Raw genomic sequence first — 16,047 nt, 5'->3', positions numbered from 1 at the left:
TCAAGGAGTTTTTCGTTCCGACCACGCCGGAAGAGGTGCGAATTATAGAGAGATTAAACGGGGCGTCAAGGGCTAAATTTCAAACTTTCTCAAACAACCCCGAATCCCCGCTTCCCTCTATATAGAAGAAGGCGGCGCAAGCCGCCTTCTTCTTATTCAGCCTTCAAGCTGATACGAGCAAATGCCTTCTTGCCGGCCTGGCAAACATGGGTAGAACCCAGCGCAAACACAAAGCCGCGGTCAACCACTTCACCATCGACCTTCACACTACCCGCCGCCAGCAGGTCACGCGCCGCTGCCGAGTTCTTCACCAACCCCGCCTTGTTCAGCACCGCGGAAATCGGCATGCCCTCAGCCGCCAGCACCTCGATCTCAGGCAGGTCGTCAGGAAGCTCGCCATCCTTCATCCGGTTGCCAGCGCCGCGGTGGGCATTGGCCGCCGCCTCTTCACCGTGGAAACGGGCCACGATCTCCTCGGCGAGCTTGATCTTGACGTCCCGCGGGTTCGCCCCGCCAGCCACGTCAGCACGCAGCGCTTCGATCTCTTCCATCGAGCGGAAGCTGAGCAGCTCGAAGTAACGCCACATCAGCGTATCCGGGATCGATACCAGCTTGCTGTACATCACCCCGGGCGCTTCCTGGATGCCGACATAGTTGCCCAGTGACTTGGACATCTTCTTCACACCATCCAGCCCTTCGAGCAGTGGCATGGTGACGATGTTCTGAGCCTCCTGACCGTAGCCACGCTGCAGCTCACGCCCCATCAGCAGGTTGAACTTCTGATCCGTGCCGCCCAGCTCGACATCCGCCTTCAGTGCGACCGAGTCATAGCCCTGCACCAGCGGGTACAGGAACTCGTGGATCGCGATCGGCTGGTTGCTGGTGTAACGCTTGTCGAAGTCATCGCGCTCAAGCATGCGCGCCACGGTGTACTGCGACGCCAGACGAATGAAGTCAGCAGGCGCAAGGGCGTCCATCCAGGTGGAGTTGAAGGCGACCTCGGTCTTGGCCGGATCGAGAATCTTGAACACCTGCTGCTTGTAGGTCTCGGCGTTCTCCAGCACCTGCTCGCGGGTCAGCGGCGGGCGCGTGGCGCTCTTGCCGCTCGGATCACCAATCATGCCGGTGAAATCACCGATCAGAAAGATCACCTGATGCCCCAGCTCCTGGAACTGGCGCAGCTTGTTAATAAGGACGGTATGCCCCAGGTGCAAGTCCGGCGCGGTCGGGTCGAAGCCCGCCTTGATCCGCAGCGGCTGCCCGCGCTTGAGCTTCTCGACCAGTTCGGCCTCGACCAGTACCTCTTCCGCTCCACGCTTGATCAGCGCTAGCTGCTCTTCAACCGACTTCATAACAGACCCGCAAGGCTCAGATTCAAAGGGCCCCAACCATACAAGATCAGCCATCAAATACAAGTTTTTGCCCCGTATGTGACCACGCACCCGGCTGATGACGTCTGCGCGCTTGCGCCGAAGGGGATTTGGTTATATTTTATACAGTTATTTCATCTTCATCATGTCATTCATCTTTTCCATTCCATCTTTTTCAAAGTCAATCTACCTATGATCAACGAACCGCCTAAAGCGCCCCCGCTTTATCCGAAGAGCCACCTGTTGGCCGCAAGCGGCATTGCCGCCCTCCTCAGCCTGGCCTTGCTGGTGTTCCCCTCCAGCGAAGTCGAAGCCAAGAAGACCACCCTCAACCTCGAGCTGGAAACCCCGGCCGAGCAGTTGAAGCAGCAACAAGACACTTCGGCCGACGCCAGCCAGCAAAGCGCCGCGTCGCCGTTCGCCCAGATCGACAACCCAACCGCAGCCACCGAAGACACCGCCAAGCCGAACCGGCGCCAGCCGCCGAAGCCGCCAAAGACCCAAGCCACCGTGAAGTCACCGTGGCGCGCGGCGACACCCTGTCGACCCTGTTCGCCAAGGTTGGCCTGCCCTCCAACGTGGTGCACGACGTACTGGCCAGCAACAAGCAGGCTAAACAGTTCAGCCAGCTCAAGCACGGCCAGGTACTGGAGATCGAGCTGGACAAGGACGGCCAACTGGCAAGCCTGCACAGCAAGGTCAGCGACCTGGAGACCATCCGCCTGACCAAGGGCGACAAGGGTTATGCGTTCAATCGCGAAATCACCAAACCGGTGGTGCGCTCGGCCTATGTTCACGGCGTGATCAAGAGCTCCCTCTCGGCCTCGGGCCAGCGCGCCGGCATGAGCCACTCGCTGACCATGGACATGGCCCGCATCTTCGGTTACGACATCGACTTCGCCCAGGACATCCGCCAGGGTGACGAGTTCGACGTCATCTACGAGCAGAAAGTGGTAAACGGCAAGGTCGTCGGCAACGGCAACATCTTGTCCGCGCGGTTCACCAACCGCGGCAAGAGTTTCAGCGCCGTGCGCTACACCAACAAGCAAGGCAACACCAGCTACTACACCGCCGACGGCAACAGCATGCGCAAGGCGTTCATCCGCACACCGGTGGACTTCGCGCGCATCAGCTCACGCTTCTCGGCAGGTCGCAAGCACCCGATCCTGAACAAGATCCGCGCACACAAAGGCGTCGACTACGCAGCGCCCCGCGGCACGCCGATCAAGGCCGCCGGTGATGGCAAGGTACTGCTGGCCGGGCGCCGCGGCGGCTACGGCAACACCGTGATCATCAAGCACGGCAACAGCTACCAGACCCTCTACGGCCACATGCAAGGCTTCGCCAAGGGCGTGAAAACCGGCGGTACGGTCAAACAGGGCCAGGTCATCGGCTACATCGGTACCACCGGCCTGTCCACCGGTCCGCACCTGCACTACGAGTTCCAGGTCAATGGCGTACACGTCGACCCGCTCGGGCAGAAGCTGCCCATGGCCGACCCGATCGCCAAGGCCGAGCGCCAGCGCTTCCTTCAGCAGAGCCAGCCACTGATCGCTCGCATGGACCAAGAGAAGGCCACCATGCTGGCCTCGGCAAAGCGCTAGGCCATGGCCCTGTACCTGGGCGTGATGTCCGGCACCAGCCTTGACGGTCTGGACATCGCCTTGATCAAGCAGGAGCAGCGCCTGACGCTGCTTGCCACCCACTACATTCCCATGCCTTCGACACTGCGCGACGATCTGCTCGCGCTGTGCGCCAGCGGCCCAGACGAAATTGCCCGTGCCGCGCTGGCCGAGGACGCCTGGGTGCGGCTCGCCGCCCAAGGCATCAACCAACTGCTGGCCGAGCAGCACCTGCAACCAGCAGATATTCGCGCCATAGGCAGCCACGGCCAGACCATTCGCCACGAACCTGCCCGCGGTTTCACCGTACAGATCGGCAACCCTGCCCTGCTGGCAGAGCTCACGGGCATCACGGTGGTCAGCGACTTCCGTCGCCGCGACGTGGCTGCAGGCGGCCAGGGCGCACCTTTGGTCCCGGCTTTTCACGAGTCTCTGTTCGATACCCAGGGCGAACGCCTGGCAGTGCTCAACGTCGGAGGCTTCAGCAACCTCAGCCTGATCGAGGCAGGCACCCCCGTCAGCGGCTTCGACTGTGGCCCGGGCAACGTGCTGCTGGATGCCTGGATCCATGATCGGCAAGGCTGCAGTTACGACGCAGACGGCGCCTGGGCAGCCAGCGGCAAGGTCGTTCCGGACCTGCTCGCTCGCCTGCTGAGTGACCCCTTCTTTGCCGGCACCGGCCCCAAGAGCACAGGCCGCGAGGTGTTCAACCTTGCATGGCTCAGGCGCCACCTGAACACGTTGCCCGCCAGCCCGGAGGCCGATGTTCAGGCCACCTTGCTGGAACTGACCGCGCATTCCATCGTCAGCTCGCTGCAAGCGGCACAGAACGATACCCAGGCGCTGCTGGTGTGTGGCGGCGGCGCCCACAACGTCACCCTGATGCGCCGCCTGGCCAGCCTGCTGCCCAACGCACGGGTCAGCAGCACGGCTGCCAGCGGTATCGACCCCGACTGGGTGGAGGCCATGGCCTTTGCCTGGCTGGCACACTGCTGCCTGCAAGGCATCGCCGCCAACCGCCCCAGCGTCACGGGCGCCGCAGGCCTGAGGGTGCTCGGCGCAATCTACCCGGCGTGAATCGCACACAGCAAAACGCCGCGCAAGTGCGCGGCGTCAGCAGTACTGCCTGAAACTCAGATCGAGAACGAAGAGCCGCAGCCACAGGTTGTGGTGGCATTCGGGTTCTTGATGATAAAGCGCGAACCTTCCAGACCTTCCTGGTAGTCAACTTCGGCACCTGCCAGGTATTGGAAGCTCATCGGATCAACCACCAGGGCAACCCCTTCGCGTTCGACAATGGTGTCATCCTCGGCCACATCTTCATCGAAGGTAAAACCGTACTGGAAACCCGAGCAACCGCCACCAGTCACGAACACGCGCAACTTGAGGCGATCATTGCCCTCTTCATCGACCAGGGTCTTCACCTTGTGCGCGGCACCCTGCGTGAATTGCAAAACCGTAGGGGTGAAGGATTCGACGCTCATGCTGACTTTCTCCCGGCGCTGTTGCCGCCTTAATGCGTGATGACGCGCATTATCCGCTTCTCCGAGAAAATCGGTCAACAATAGAAGCAACTCGTCGCTGCACGCGACAGGCGGCAGTCAACGCCGTCTGTCGCATGCAGCCCGCGCCTCAGGGCAACAGGCCGGCGTGGGACAGGCCCAGGCGCTCGTCCAGGCCGAACAGGATGTTCAGGTTCTGTACCGCCTGGCCCGACGCGCCCTTGACCAGGTTGTCGATAACCGACAACACCACCACCAGGTCACCGCCCTGTGGCCGATGCACAGCAATGCGGCAGACGTTGGCACCGCGCACACTGCGGGTTTCCGGGTGGCTGCCGGCCGGCATCACGTCCACGAACGGTTCGTCGGCATAGCGTTTCTCGAACAGCGCCTGCAGGTCGACCGACGTATCGGCCACCGTTGCATAGAGCGTGGAGTGAATACCACGGATCATCGGTGTGAGGTGAGGCACGAAGGTCAGGCCCACCTCTGCACCCGCTGCACGACGCAAGCCCTGGCGGATCTCTGGCAGGTGACGGTGGCCCTTGACCGCGTAGGCCTTCATGCTTTCGCCCGCCTCGCAGAACAGTGAACCCACGGCAGCGCCACGGCCGGCACCACTGACACCGGATTTGCAGTCGGCAATCAGGCGCGATGCATCAGCGATGCCCGCCTCCAGCAACGGCAGGAAGCCCAGCTGGGTGGCCGTCGGGTAGCAACCCGGCACGGCGATCAGGCGTGCATTGCGGATCTGCTCGCGGTTGACCTCGGGCAGGCCATACACCGCATCCTTGAGCAGCTCGGGGGCACCGTGCGGCTGACCATACCACTGCGCCCACTCGTCGGCGTCCTGCAGGCGGAAGTCCGCCGACAGATCGATGACCTTGGTCCCGGCCGCCAGCAACTCCCCCGCCAGTGCATGCGCCACCCCGTGTGGCGTGGCAAAGAACACCACGTCGCAGGCGGCCAGGGTCTTGGTGTCCGGCACGCTGAAGGCCAGGTTGTCGTAATGGCCGCGCAGGTTAGGGTACATCTCGGCGACCGGCAGGCCCGCCTCGGAACGCGAGGTGATAACTGCCACTTCAGCCTGTGGATGCTGTGCCAACAGACGCAGCAGCTCGACACCGGTGTACCCCGTGCCGCCGACGATACCGACCTTGACCATAAACCTGCCCCTTTCAACGAACCGACTGGAAAACCACGGATAATATGGACCTACAGCCTTGGTAACAACCGTTCAGATGACGCCCGACGGCCCAAGCCACTACTATCTGACGACCGTGAACCTGAAGGATTAACCAAAACATGCTTTTTCTATGGATCAAAGCCCTGCACATCGTCAGCATCGTCTGCTGGTTTGCCGGGCTGTTCTACCTCCCCCGCCTGTTCGTCTATCACGCCCAGAGCCAGGACAGCATCAGCCAGGAACGCTTCGTGACCATGGAGCGCAAGCTGTACCGCGGCATCATGGGCCCCGCGATGATCGCCACCTTCGTCTTTGGTATCTGGCTGCTCAGCCTTGCACCGGATTTCCTCAAGCAAGGCTGGATGCACGCCAAGCTGACCCTGATCATCCTGCTGACCGGCTACCATCACGTGTGCGGCGCCAACCTCAAGCGCTTCGCACGCGGCGAGAACACCCGTAGCCACGTGTACTTTCGCTGGTTCAACGAAGTACCCGTGGTGATCCTGCTGCTGATCGTGATCCTGGTGGTGGTCAAACCGTTCTGATCGTTGTTACCTGACTACGAGAGCCTGCCATGTCATTGCCCGCCCTGCTCGAACAGCGTCTGCGCCTGCCCGTGGTAGTGGCGCCCATGTTCCTGATCTCCAATCCGCAACTGGTCCTGGCTTGTTGCCGCAATGGCGTGGTGGGCAGTTTTCCCGCGCTCAACCAACGCGACAGCGCGGGCTTCAAGGCCTGGCTGCAAGCCATCGAGGCGGGCCTGGCCGAGCTCGACAACCCGGCGCCCTATGCGGTCAACCTCATCGTGCACGCCAGCAACCCGCGCCTGCAGGCAGACCTGGCGATCTGCATCGAACACCGCGTACCCATCGTGATCACCAGCCTGGGGGCAGCAAAAGAGGTGGTCGATGCGGTCCACAGCTACGGCGGCCTGGTGTTCCACGATGTCACCACCCGCCGTCATGCCGAAAAAGCCGCCGAGGCCGGCGTGGACGGCCTGATCGCGGTCGCGGCGGGTGCGGGCGGGCATGCCGGCACCTGGAGCCCGTTTGCCCTGATTGCCGAAATACGTCAGTTTTTCGACAAGACGCTGCTGCTGGCAGGCTGCATCAACCGTGGCCATGAGCTGCTCGCGGCACAATTGCTGGGCGCCGACCTGGCGTACATGGGCACCCACTTCATCGCCAGCGATGAAAGCCAGGCACCGCAGGCCTACAAACAAATGCTGCTGGATGCCAAGCAGCCGATATCATCCACACCGCCGCCGTGTCCGGGGTACCGGCCAGCTTCATGCGCCAGAGCCTTGAACACGCAGGCTTCGACCTGAAGGCACTGGGTGCGGCCGGCGCAAGCCAGCTCAAGCCGCTGGACGACGAAGCCAAGGCCTGGAAGACCGTGTGGTCGGCCGGGCAGGGCGTCGGCGCCCTGCACCACATCGAGCCGGTCGACCAACTGATCGCCCGGCTCGCGCACGACTATCGTCAGGCCCAGGCCTGGGCAACCCGCCTTGGCCAGCACTGGCCCGGCTGACTCTCTCAATGGCAAAGGAAGCCCGATGCGCGACACCTACATCAACCCTCTTCAACTGAACTCCGAAAAACTCAGGTTCATGAGCGTGCGTGGCCGTATCGGTCGGGTGCGATTGCTGGCCTGGAGCCTGCTGCTGGTAGCAGCAGGGGTGGGGTCGGTGCTTCTGTTTGCGCTCATGTCCTCGCTTGCCAAGGATCTTGCCGGCGCCATCGTGCCCATACTGCTGGCGGCGAAGATCCTCAGCCTGGTGTTTGTCGCCCGCAGGATGAATGACCTGGGATTGAATGGCTGGTACAGCCTCCTTACGCTGATTCCCTATTACATCGGCAACCTGATCTTCCTTGCGCTGTTGCTGCTGCCTGGCAACCGCGCCAGCAACCGCTACGGCCCACCGCCACCGCCCAACAGCAAGGCCGTGATCGTGCTGGCATGGCTTTGGGTGCCGTTACTGGCGCTGGGCTTGTTCCTGGCCGCCTCTCACGGCTAAGGCCGGCAGCCTTTACCCGCTCCAGCCTGTAAACTGGGCAATCAGCTGCATAGCCCCCGACTGGAGAACTGCATGACCCGTTACGCCATGATCACTGGTGCCTCCAGCGGCCTGGGCCTGGCATTGGCCGAGGCCTTGGCGCGCCGGGGGCGCAACCTGATCCTGGTTGCCCGCCAGCGCGATCCGCTGGAAGCCATTGCCATCGAACTGACGCAACGCTTCGGCGTCGAGGTGCTGTTCCGTGCCTGCGACCTGGGGGAGCCATTGCGGCTTTCGGGGTTTCTGCTCGAACTGGAGGAAGGTGAACGCCAGATCGACCTGCTGGTCAACTGCGCCGGCATTCGCTCCCATGGGCACTTCCTGGCTCAGGAATGGGGCGACGAGCAGGACGTTATCGAGGTCAATATCCTTGCCCTCACCCGCCTGTGCCACGCACTGGGCAATGCCATGGCGGTACAGGGGGGCGGGCAGATCCTCAACGTCGCTTCGCTGGCAGGCTTTGCGCCCGGCCCGTGGATGACCACCTATGCGGCCAGCAAGGCCTACGTGCTGCATTTTTCCGAAGCCCTGCGCGAAGAACTCAAGCAAACCGGAATCAAGGTCTCGGTGCTCTGCCCGGGGCCGGTCCGGTCGCCGCTGCGGCGCATTCCCCGGCTGGACAACAGCCGACGCTGCCTGAGCCCCGAAGAGGTCGCACTGTATACCGTGCGCGCGCTGGCCAAGAACCGCGCACTGATCATCCCCGGGCGGCGCAACCGTTGGCTGGCCGCATGCCCACGGCTGCTGTCGCGCTGGCTCACGCGCAAACTCGCCGGTGCGATCAACCGGGCGTATTGCCCGCGCTGACACAAATCGGCACTGGGCGAGCCGCCGGCGCCTGAGTACACTCAGGCCCGACCCCCACCATGGAGCAAGCGTTGTGGAAACTCTGTTCACCAAGATCATCAACCGGGAAATCCCGGCCAAGATCATCTACGAGGACGACCAGGTTCTGGCCTTCCACGATATCGCCCCACAGGCGCCGGTGCACTTTCTGGTCATCCCGAAAAAGCCGATCCGCACCCTCAACGACCTGACCGAAGACGATAAAGGGCTGGCCGGGCACATTCTGTTCACCGCGCAGCGTCTGGCCAGGGAACTGGGCTGCGAGGACGGCTTTCGGGTCGTGATGAACTGCAACGAGCTGGGCGGGCAGACCGTCTACCACATCCACATGCACGTGCTTGGCCAGCGCCAGATGAACTGGCCGCCGGGCTGATCCAACGCAAGCCCTGTCATCCTGATTGGGTTAAACTGTCGGGCACATTCTTGCGGAGGTGCCCGATGGCTACCGAACGTCACTATTCGCCGCTCGACCGCTTGTTGCTGCAGGCCGATACCGCCATGCGCACCTTGCTCCCCTTCAGCGGCCAGCCGTCCCGGCCGTCACCTGCAATCATCCAGCCCGACGCCGAGCTGAGCGAAGATCAGACCCGCCATGTGGCCGGCCTGATGCGCATCAATCACACCGGTGAAGTCTGCGCTCAGGCGCTGTATCAGGGCCAGGCCCTGACGGCCAAGTTGCCGCAGGTACGCAAGGCCATGGAACACGCCGCCGAAGAAGAGATCGACCACCTGGCCTGGTGCGAACAGCGCATCCGCCAGCTGGGTAGCCACCCGAGCGTACTCAACCCGCTGTTCTATGGCATGTCGTTCGGCATTGGCGCGGTCGCCGGCCTGATCAGCGACAAGGTCAGCCTCGGCTTCGTCGCCGCCACCGAGCATCAAGTGTGCAAGCACCTCGACGAACACCTGGAACAGATCCCGGTCGAGGATGAAAAATCCCGGGCGATTCTCGAGCAGATGCGCGTGGACGAAGAACAGCACGCCGAATCGGCACTGGATGCCGGCGGTTTCCGCTTCCCTGCCCCCATCAAGTTCGGTATGAGCCTGATGGCCAAAGTGATGACCAAAAGCACTTACCGAATCTGATGGAACGCTTCGATGCCAGGGACCTGGCCCGCGCCGTTGATGCCGGCGTACTCAACCCCGGCCAGGATCAGGCCCTGCTGGCATTTCTGCGATGCCAGCCCACGCCACAGGCCAGCTTCCAGCTGGCCCATGTCGCCTTCTATTTCGGTGCCCTGCTGATCATGGGCGCAATGGGCTGGTTGCTCAGCAAAGCCTGGATGCGCGTCGGTGACAGCGCGCTGCTGCTGATCGCGCTGGCCTATATCGCGGCGCTTACCCTGGGCGGCCTGGCGCTGCAGCGGCGCGGCCAGACGATTGCCGGCGGCGTACTCGCGGCGGTGGCCGTGGGCATCGTGCCACTGGCAGTGTTCGCCTTGGAGCGCATGACCGGCCTGTGGCCGCTGGGCGACAGCCAGGCGGCCTACCACAACTACTACACCTACGTGCAGGGTGGCTGGCTGCTGATGGAAGCGGCGACCGTGCTCGCCGGGCTGTTGATGCTGCGCCTGATCCCCTTCCCGTTCATCGTGATGCCGATTGCGCTGGCGCTGTGGTTCATGTCCATGGACCTGAGCGAATGGGTGCACGGTAATCAGTTCAACTGGGAGCAGCGCCAGCAGGTGTCACTATGGTTTGGCCTGGGCCTGCTGCTGGTGTTTCTCGGCATCGACGGACGTACCCGCCAGGACATGGCCTTCTGGGGCTACCTGGCCGGGCTCCTGGCGTTCTGGGGTGGGCTGACCTCGATGCAGAGCAGCAGTGAATTCGGCAAGGCACTGTACTGCCTGATCAACCTTGGCCTGATGGCGAGCGCGATACTGCTGCGTCGAGCGATGTTCATGGTGTTCGGCGCGGTGGGCGTTGCCGCGTACCTGGGCTACCTGTCCTACGACGTATTCGCCGACTCGTTGCTGTTCCCGGTGGTGCTGAGCCTGATCGGGCTGGGCGTGATCGGCCTCGGCCTGCTCTACCAGAAACACCGGGACCGCTTGAGCAACCGGTTGCGTGCTGCGCTGCCAGAGGGCCTGCTCACGCTGCTGCCGGGGCTGCGCCGATAATGTTGCGCCGGGTATCGATTCGCACCGCGCAAAGCTTGCTTCTGGTCTTGGTCGGTTATGCCTTCGTCTGGCTGATGACTGCCTACGTGCGCGAACAGACGTTCACCACGCAACTGCCGGACATGGGCGAGTCGGGCAGCAGCACCATCGATCTGGTGCTGTTCTGTGTACCGGGCATGCTGCTGTTCGTACTGCTGGGCAGCTTCGTGCGCAAGCCGCGCAGGCTCGGGGGGCTATTCGCGGTACTCGCGGCGCTCAGCGCATGGCTGCTGTGCAACCTGTTCTCGCGAGCGTTCGGCAACACCTGGACCGAGGGCGAGGTCGTCGTGTTGCTGGTGTCCAACCTGCACTGGTGGCTGCTGGCGCTGGTGCCGGGGCTGGGGTTGCTGTTTGCGCTGGAGCGGCTGCGAACCTGAGCACCGCTTCGCCAGCAAGGTTGGTTCCTACAAGCAGAATGACACATTCCTGCAGGAGCCGGCCTTGCCGGCGAAAGGACCAGCCCGATCAACCCAGCTCGACAATCTCATAGGCGTGGGTGATCTCGACCCCGGCGCGCCCCAGCATGATCGACGCCGAGCAGTACTTCTCCGCCGACAGCTCCACTGCGCGCTTGACCTGCGCCTCTTTCAGCCCGCGGCCCTTGACCACAAAACGCAGGTGAATCTTGGTAAACACCTTCGGGTCTTCGTCAGCGCGCTCGGCTTCAAGAAACGCCTCGCAGCTTTCCACCGCCTGACGTGATTTTTTCAGAATGCTCACCACATCGAAGTTGCTGCAGCCACCCAGCCCCAGCAACAGCATTTCCATCGGCCGTACACCCAGGTTACGCCCGCCACTCTCGGGCGGACCATCCATCACCACGACATGGCCGCTGCCCGATTCACCAAGAAACATGGCTTCGCCTGCCCACTGGATACGCGCCTTCATCAACCGGACTCCCTTGCTCTGAAAAAGGCTGTCAGCTTAGACCCTGCGAGCACGTGCGAAAAGGCTAAGCGTTCCGGTAAATATGCCGATACACCCTCAAGCGTCTGCTAAGCTGGCGCCAAATCGCTGGCACTCGCAGCCAGGCGGTCTACAAGAATGCTCACGCGTCGCGTCACTCCGGGATTCAGCCATGGTTGCAACAAGCCTTCCAGCCAAGATCAAGAACATCGACAAGTTGCTCGCCCACTGCCAGCGCCGGCGTTACGCCGCCAAAAGCAACATCATCTGCGCCGGTGACCGGGCCGATACCCTGTGGTTCATCGTCAAGGGCTCGGTAACCATCCTGATCGAGGACGAAGAAGGGCGCGAGATGATCATCGCCTACCTCAACAGCGGCGACTTCTTCGGTGAACTGGGACTGTTCGAGCCCTCGGGCAGCGAACAGCAACGCAGTGCCTGGGTGCGCGCCAAGACCGAGTGTGAGGTGGCAGAGATCAGCTACGAAAAGTTCCGCGAACTGGCCCGCCACGACCCGGACATTCTCTACGCCCTGGGTGGCCAGATGGCCCAGCGCCTGCGCAACACCACGCAAAAGGTCGGTGACCTGGCGTTCTTCGACGTGACCGGTCGCGTGGCCCGCTGCCTGCTGGAACTGTGCAAGCAACCCGACGCCATGACCCACCCCGACGGCATGCAGATCAAGATCACCCGCCAGGAAATCGGCCGCATCGTCGGCTGCTCGCGCGAGATGGTCGGCCGCGTCCTCAAAGACCTTGAAGAGCGCAGCCTGGTGCACGTCAAAGGCAAGACCATGGTGGTCTTCGGCACCCGTTAATCGCGCGCGATGCCTTCGATCAGCGTGGCGTAAGCCTGGCCCAGGCGCTCCAGCACGGGTGCCTGCGGCACCACTTCATGCAGTGCAATATGGCTGTCGGCCAGGCAGCGTTGCTCCAGCGCGCAGCACTCATTGAAACGATTGACTGCCGCCACCATCGACTCACGCTCGTTATCCAGCAGCAGTGCACCATGCACCAGCACCACCGGGCGCTTGCCGCCCAGGCCCTGGCGCCAGCGTTGGGCGGTCCCCACCAGCTTGCGGCCATTGAGATTGACGTTGTAACGCCCGTCACAGAATGCACCTTCGACCTCCCCCACCGACGCCAGCCCGCCCCACTCGCGCAGCACCTCGCACAATGGCAGGCACAAGCGTTCGTAGGCCGCTTCGATACGCCCATGGTCGCCTTCGCTGCGCGGTGCCACGTACACCAGTGCGATATTGATCGTCGCGCTCGACTGCGGCACCGGCTCACCGCCGGTTTCGCGCAGCAGCACCGGCCAACCGCTGGCGGCAAGTTCATCACAGGCCACGCCAAAACCGTCGAGTCGGCTCATGCGTCGAGGCATCACCAGCGCTCGGTCAGTCGGGCGCCAGAACAGCAAACCGGCGTCTTTTTCGCCCTTGCACACAGCCGCCAGCAGATCCTGCTCGGCCTGCAGGCCCGCCTCCACCGTCACGGCAACAGCTTGTTCGGTCATTACACCCACCTTGTCGATACAAAAAAGCCGGCAACGCCGGCTTCAGTGTGGATCAGTCCAGCCCTTGTGCGGGGTTGTGCACCACGCGCTCGGGGAAGAACAGACGCTGCAGTTCCAGCCCCGGATGCTCGGCACGCATGAACGCCTCGCCAACCAGGAACGAATACACCTCGTTGATTTCCATCAGCTCGACATCCGCACGGTTGAGGATGCCGCTCTCGGTGATCGCCAGGCGCTCACGCGGAATGCGCGGCAACAGGTCGAGGGTGGTTTCAAGGCTTACTTCGAACGTGTGCAGGTTGCGGTTGTTGACGCCCACCAGCGGTGTGTCGAGGGTTTTCAGGGCCCGCTCCAGCTCGTCGCCATCATGTACTTCAACCAGCACATCCAGGCCGACACCCTTCGCGGTAGCTGCCAGCTCCGCCATCTTCACATCGTCCAGCGCCGAAACGATCAACAGCACGCAGTCTGCGCCCAGTGCACGCGCTTCGACGATCTGGTACGGATCGATCATGAAGTCCTTGCGGATCACCGGCAGTTGGCACGCTGCACGTGCCTGCTGCAGGTAGATGTCGGCGCCCTGGAAGTAATCGACGTCAGTGAGCACCGACAGGCAGGTGGCACCACCTTTTTCGTAGCTGACGGCGATGTCGGCCGGGACGAAATCTTCGCGAATCACGCCTTTGCTCGGCGAGGCCTTCTTGATTTCGGCGATAACCGCCGGTTGCTTGCGCCTGGCCTGTTCGATCAGTGCGTTGGCAAAACCACGCGGGGCATCTGCCGCTGCGGCCATGCGCTCAAGTTCGGCAAGGCTGACCCGTGCGCTACGCTCGGCCACTTCCTGAACCTTGCGCGCCAGGATGTTCTCTAGAACGGTCGGAACACTCATCCTTCATTCTCCTGCTTGAAGACTGCGGTGAACGCACCCAGCTCTTCGAGTTTTTCACGGGCAAGGCCAGTGTGCAGCGCGTCGTGGGCCAGCTCCACGCCTTGCTTGAGGCTCATGGCGTGGTCCGCCGCATAGAGCGCCGCGCCAGCGTTGAGCACGATCATTTCCGCAGCCTTCTGGCCGTTCTGGGTCTTGCGCCGGCCCAGTGCATCACGAATCAGCTCCAGCGAAGCCGCCGGGCTGTCCACGGCCAGGCCGTGCAGGCTCTGGCTTTTCATGCCCAGGTCTTCGGGTTCGACCCAATACTCGGTGATCTCGCCCTTTTTCAGCTCGGCAACGAAGGTCGGTGCAGCCAGGCTGAACTCGTCCAGGCCGTCCTTGGAGTGCACCACCAGCACATGCTTGCTGCCCAGGCGCTGCAGCACTTCAGCCAGCGGTCGGCACAGTGCCTTGTTGAACACGCCCACCACCTGATGCTGAACCCCGGCCGGATTCGTAAGCGGGCCGAGCATGTTGAACAGCGTACGCAAGCCCAGGTCACGACGTGGGCCAGCCGCATGTTTCATTGCACTGTGGTGAGTCTGGGCAAACATGAAGCCGATGCCCACCGAGTCGATGCAACGCCCGACCTGAACCGGCGTCAGGTTCAGATAGATACCGGCCGCCTCGAGCAGGTCGGCGCTGCCGCTCTTGCCCGACACCGCACGGTTGCCGTGCTTGGCCACGGTGCAACCTGCGGCCGCGACCACGAACGACGACGCTGTGGACACGTTGAAGATATTGGCACCATCACCGCCGGTACCGACCACATCGACCACACCGTCCAGGGTGTCGAGCTCGACCTTGTCGGCCAGCTCGCGCATCACCGATACCGCACCGACGATCTCGTCGATGCTTTCGCTCTTCATGCGCATGCCCATCATGAAGGCACCGATCTGCGCCTCGGTGCATTGACCGGTCATGATCTGGCGCATCACATCGCGCATTTCCTCGGTGCTCAGGTCCAGGTGATCGACCACCCGGCTCAGCGCGCTCTTGATATCCATGTGCAATCCTTAGCGGCGGCCGCCGGTCTGTTTGAGGAAGTTGGCGAACAGCTCGTGACCCTGCTCGGTCAGAATCGATTCGGGGTGGAACTGCACCCCCTCGATGTTCAGCGTGGTATGGCGCAGGCCCATGATCTCGTCGACCGAGCCATCTTCCAGAGTGGTCCAGGCGGTCAGCTCCAGGCATTCGGGCAGGGTTTCGCGCTTGACCACCAGCGAATGGTAGCGGGTCACGGTCAGCGGATTGTTCAAGCCTTCGAATACGCCCTGGTCTTTATGGAACACCGGGCTGGTCTTGCCGTGCATCACCTGGCGCGCGCGCACCACCTCGCCCCCAAAGGCCTGGCCGATGGACTGGTGGCCCAGGCACACGCCCAGGATAGGCAGCTTGCCGGCAAAGTGGCGGATGGCCTCCAGCGACACGCCCGCTTCGGTCGGGGTGCATGGGCCGGGGGACACGACGATACGCTCGGGCTGCAGGGCTTCGATCTGGGCGATGGTCAGTTCGTCATTGCGAATGACCTTGACCTCTGCACCCAGCTCGCCGAAGTACTGCACGACGTTGTAGGTAAAGGAGTCATAGTTGTCGATCATCAGTAACATCTGGGTCAACCTCTTGAGTCTGCCGACTCTGAATTCTGTGTTGCGCCGCAGCGGCGCCCTTCTCAGCTGAGCGACGTCTGTTCAGCCAAGGCTACCGCGCGGAACATCGCCCGACGCTTGTTGATGGTCTCTTCCCACTCCAGCGCCGGCACCGAGTCGGCGACGATACCGCCACCTGCCTGCACATGCAGCTCACCATCCTTGATCACTGCGGTGCGGATCGCGATGGCGGTGTCCATGTTGCCGTTCCACGCCAGGTAGCCCACCGCCCCCCCGTACACGCCGCGCTTGACCGGCTCCAGCTCGTCGATGATTTCCATCGCGCGGATCTTCGGTGCGCC

The 16,047-nt window shown here is 62.7% G+C and carries 18 protein-coding genes and 2 pseudogenes; 11 read left to right on the top strand and 9 right to left on the bottom strand.

The window, feature by feature from the left end; translation table 11 throughout:
• Window positions 1-152: 152 nt before the first annotated feature.
• The gene (gene tyrS, locus G3436_RS01595) at window positions 153-1,352 is read right to left on the bottom strand and encodes a tyrosine--tRNA ligase (RefSeq protein WP_163940629.1); all 1,200 of its coding nucleotides are present in this window, start codon (window positions 1,350-1,352) and stop codon (window positions 153-155) included.
• 210 nt (window positions 1,353-1,562) lie between these two features.
• Here tyrS and G3436_RS01590 point away from each other — a divergent pair.
• Both G3436_RS01590 and G3436_RS01585 read left to right on the top strand, forming a co-directional pair.
• Window positions 1,563-2,974, top strand: a pseudogene (locus G3436_RS01590) (peptidoglycan DD-metalloendopeptidase family protein).
• Window positions 2,975-2,977: 3 nt separating this feature from the next.
• Window positions 2,978-4,069: an anhydro-N-acetylmuramic acid kinase gene (locus G3436_RS01585; RefSeq protein WP_163940627.1), complete on the top strand. Its 1,092-nt coding sequence runs from the start codon at window positions 2,978-2,980 to the stop codon at window positions 4,067-4,069.
• A gap of 56 nt (window positions 4,070-4,125) precedes the next feature.
• On the opposite strand, the gene erpA is transcribed toward G3436_RS01585, so the two are convergent.
• On the bottom strand, window positions 4,126-4,476 hold the full coding sequence (erpA, locus tag G3436_RS01580; RefSeq protein ID WP_163940634.1) for an iron-sulfur cluster insertion protein ErpA: 351 nt from the start codon (window positions 4,474-4,476) through the stop codon (window positions 4,126-4,128).
• Window positions 4,477-4,624: 148 nt separating this feature from the next.
• Window positions 4,625-5,659, bottom strand: a complete 1,035-nt coding sequence (argC, locus tag G3436_RS01575) for an N-acetyl-gamma-glutamyl-phosphate reductase (protein WP_163940625.1) — start codon at window positions 5,657-5,659, stop codon at window positions 4,625-4,627.
• Between the two features lie 140 nt (window positions 5,660-5,799).
• On the opposite strand from argC, the gene hemJ reads away from it, so the two are divergent.
• The 8 genes and pseudogenes from hemJ (at window position 5,800) to G3436_RS01535 (ending at window position 11,121) form a co-directional block, all read left to right on the top strand.
• A complete protein-coding gene (gene hemJ / locus G3436_RS01570) occupies window positions 5,800-6,225 on the top strand; it encodes a protoporphyrinogen oxidase HemJ (RefSeq protein WP_163940622.1) in 426 nt (141 codons plus the stop codon).
• A 29-nt stretch (window positions 6,226-6,254) separates the two neighbouring features.
• Window positions 6,255-7,210, top strand: a pseudogene (locus G3436_RS01565) (NAD(P)H-dependent flavin oxidoreductase).
• Between the two features lie 25 nt (window positions 7,211-7,235).
• Window positions 7,236-7,697 carry a DUF805 domain-containing protein gene (locus G3436_RS01560; protein ID WP_163940621.1) on the top strand — a complete coding sequence of 154 codons (462 nt, stop codon included), beginning with the start codon at window positions 7,236-7,238 and terminating at the stop codon, window positions 7,695-7,697.
• 72 nt (window positions 7,698-7,769) lie between these two features.
• Window positions 7,770-8,543: an SDR family NAD(P)-dependent oxidoreductase gene (locus tag G3436_RS01555; protein WP_163940619.1), complete on the top strand. Its 774-nt coding sequence runs from the start codon at window positions 7,770-7,772 to the stop codon at window positions 8,541-8,543.
• A gap of 73 nt (window positions 8,544-8,616) precedes the next feature.
• Window positions 8,617-8,955 carry an HIT domain-containing protein gene (locus G3436_RS01550; protein WP_163940617.1) on the top strand — a complete coding sequence of 113 codons (339 nt, stop codon included), beginning with the start codon at window positions 8,617-8,619 and terminating at the stop codon, window positions 8,953-8,955.
• A 65-nt stretch (window positions 8,956-9,020) separates the two neighbouring features.
• Window positions 9,021-9,668: a 2-polyprenyl-3-methyl-6-methoxy-1,4-benzoquinone monooxygenase gene (coq7, locus tag G3436_RS01545; RefSeq protein ID WP_163940615.1), complete on the top strand. Its 648-nt coding sequence runs from the start codon at window positions 9,021-9,023 to the stop codon at window positions 9,666-9,668.
• A complete protein-coding gene (locus tag G3436_RS01540; RefSeq protein ID WP_163940631.1) occupies window positions 9,665-10,705 on the top strand; it encodes a DUF2157 domain-containing protein in 1,041 nt (346 codons plus the stop codon). The genes coq7 and G3436_RS01540 overlap by 4 nt, the downstream gene beginning before the upstream one ends.
• A 35-nt stretch (window positions 10,706-10,740) precedes the next feature.
• On the top strand, window positions 10,741-11,121 hold the full coding sequence (locus tag G3436_RS01535; protein ID WP_243666970.1) for a hypothetical protein: 381 nt from the start codon (window positions 10,741-10,743) through the stop codon (window positions 11,119-11,121).
• Between the two features lie 88 nt (window positions 11,122-11,209).
• On the opposite strand, the gene G3436_RS01530 is transcribed toward G3436_RS01535, so the two are convergent.
• Complete coding sequence (locus G3436_RS01530) at window positions 11,210-11,632, bottom strand: OsmC family protein (RefSeq protein ID WP_043859826.1); 423 nt, start codon at window positions 11,630-11,632, stop codon at window positions 11,210-11,212.
• Between the two features lie 190 nt (window positions 11,633-11,822).
• Between G3436_RS01530 and crp the strand changes: the two genes are divergently transcribed.
• Entirely contained in the window at window positions 11,823-12,467 is a 645-nt protein-coding gene (gene crp / locus G3436_RS01525; RefSeq protein WP_163940611.1) for a cAMP-activated global transcriptional regulator CRP, read from the top strand.
• On the opposite strand, the gene G3436_RS01520 is transcribed toward crp, so the two are convergent.
• From G3436_RS01520 to G3436_RS01500, 5 genes are all read right to left on the bottom strand, one after another.
• A complete protein-coding gene (locus G3436_RS01520) occupies window positions 12,464-13,168 on the bottom strand; it encodes a lipoate--protein ligase family protein (protein ID WP_163940609.1) in 705 nt (234 codons plus the stop codon). The genes crp and G3436_RS01520 overlap by 4 nt on opposite strands.
• A gap of 52 nt (window positions 13,169-13,220) precedes the next feature.
• The gene (gene trpC, locus G3436_RS01515; RefSeq protein ID WP_163940607.1) at window positions 13,221-14,057 is read right to left on the bottom strand and encodes an indole-3-glycerol phosphate synthase TrpC; all 837 of its coding nucleotides are present in this window, start codon (window positions 14,055-14,057) and stop codon (window positions 13,221-13,223) included.
• Window positions 14,054-15,103 carry an anthranilate phosphoribosyltransferase gene (trpD, locus tag G3436_RS01510; protein ID WP_163940605.1) on the bottom strand — a complete coding sequence of 350 codons (1,050 nt, stop codon included), beginning with the start codon at window positions 15,101-15,103 and terminating at the stop codon, window positions 14,054-14,056. The genes trpC and trpD overlap by 4 nt, the downstream gene beginning before the upstream one ends.
• A 9-nt stretch (window positions 15,104-15,112) precedes the next feature.
• Complete coding sequence (locus G3436_RS01505; RefSeq protein WP_163940603.1) at window positions 15,113-15,706, bottom strand: aminodeoxychorismate/anthranilate synthase component II; 594 nt, start codon at window positions 15,704-15,706, stop codon at window positions 15,113-15,115.
• A gap of 62 nt (window positions 15,707-15,768) precedes the next feature.
• The coding region (locus G3436_RS01500; RefSeq protein ID WP_178116285.1) for a chorismate-binding protein at window positions 15,769-16,047 on the bottom strand (279 nt) is incomplete at its 5' end.

The sequence above is a fragment of the Pseudomonas brassicae genome, assembly GCF_010671725.1.
GTDB classification, from domain to species: domain Bacteria; phylum Pseudomonadota; class Gammaproteobacteria; order Pseudomonadales; family Pseudomonadaceae; genus Aquipseudomonas; species Aquipseudomonas brassicae.
Note: the sequence above shows the minus strand (reverse complement) of the source record. Positions and strands in the feature narration are given on the sequence as shown.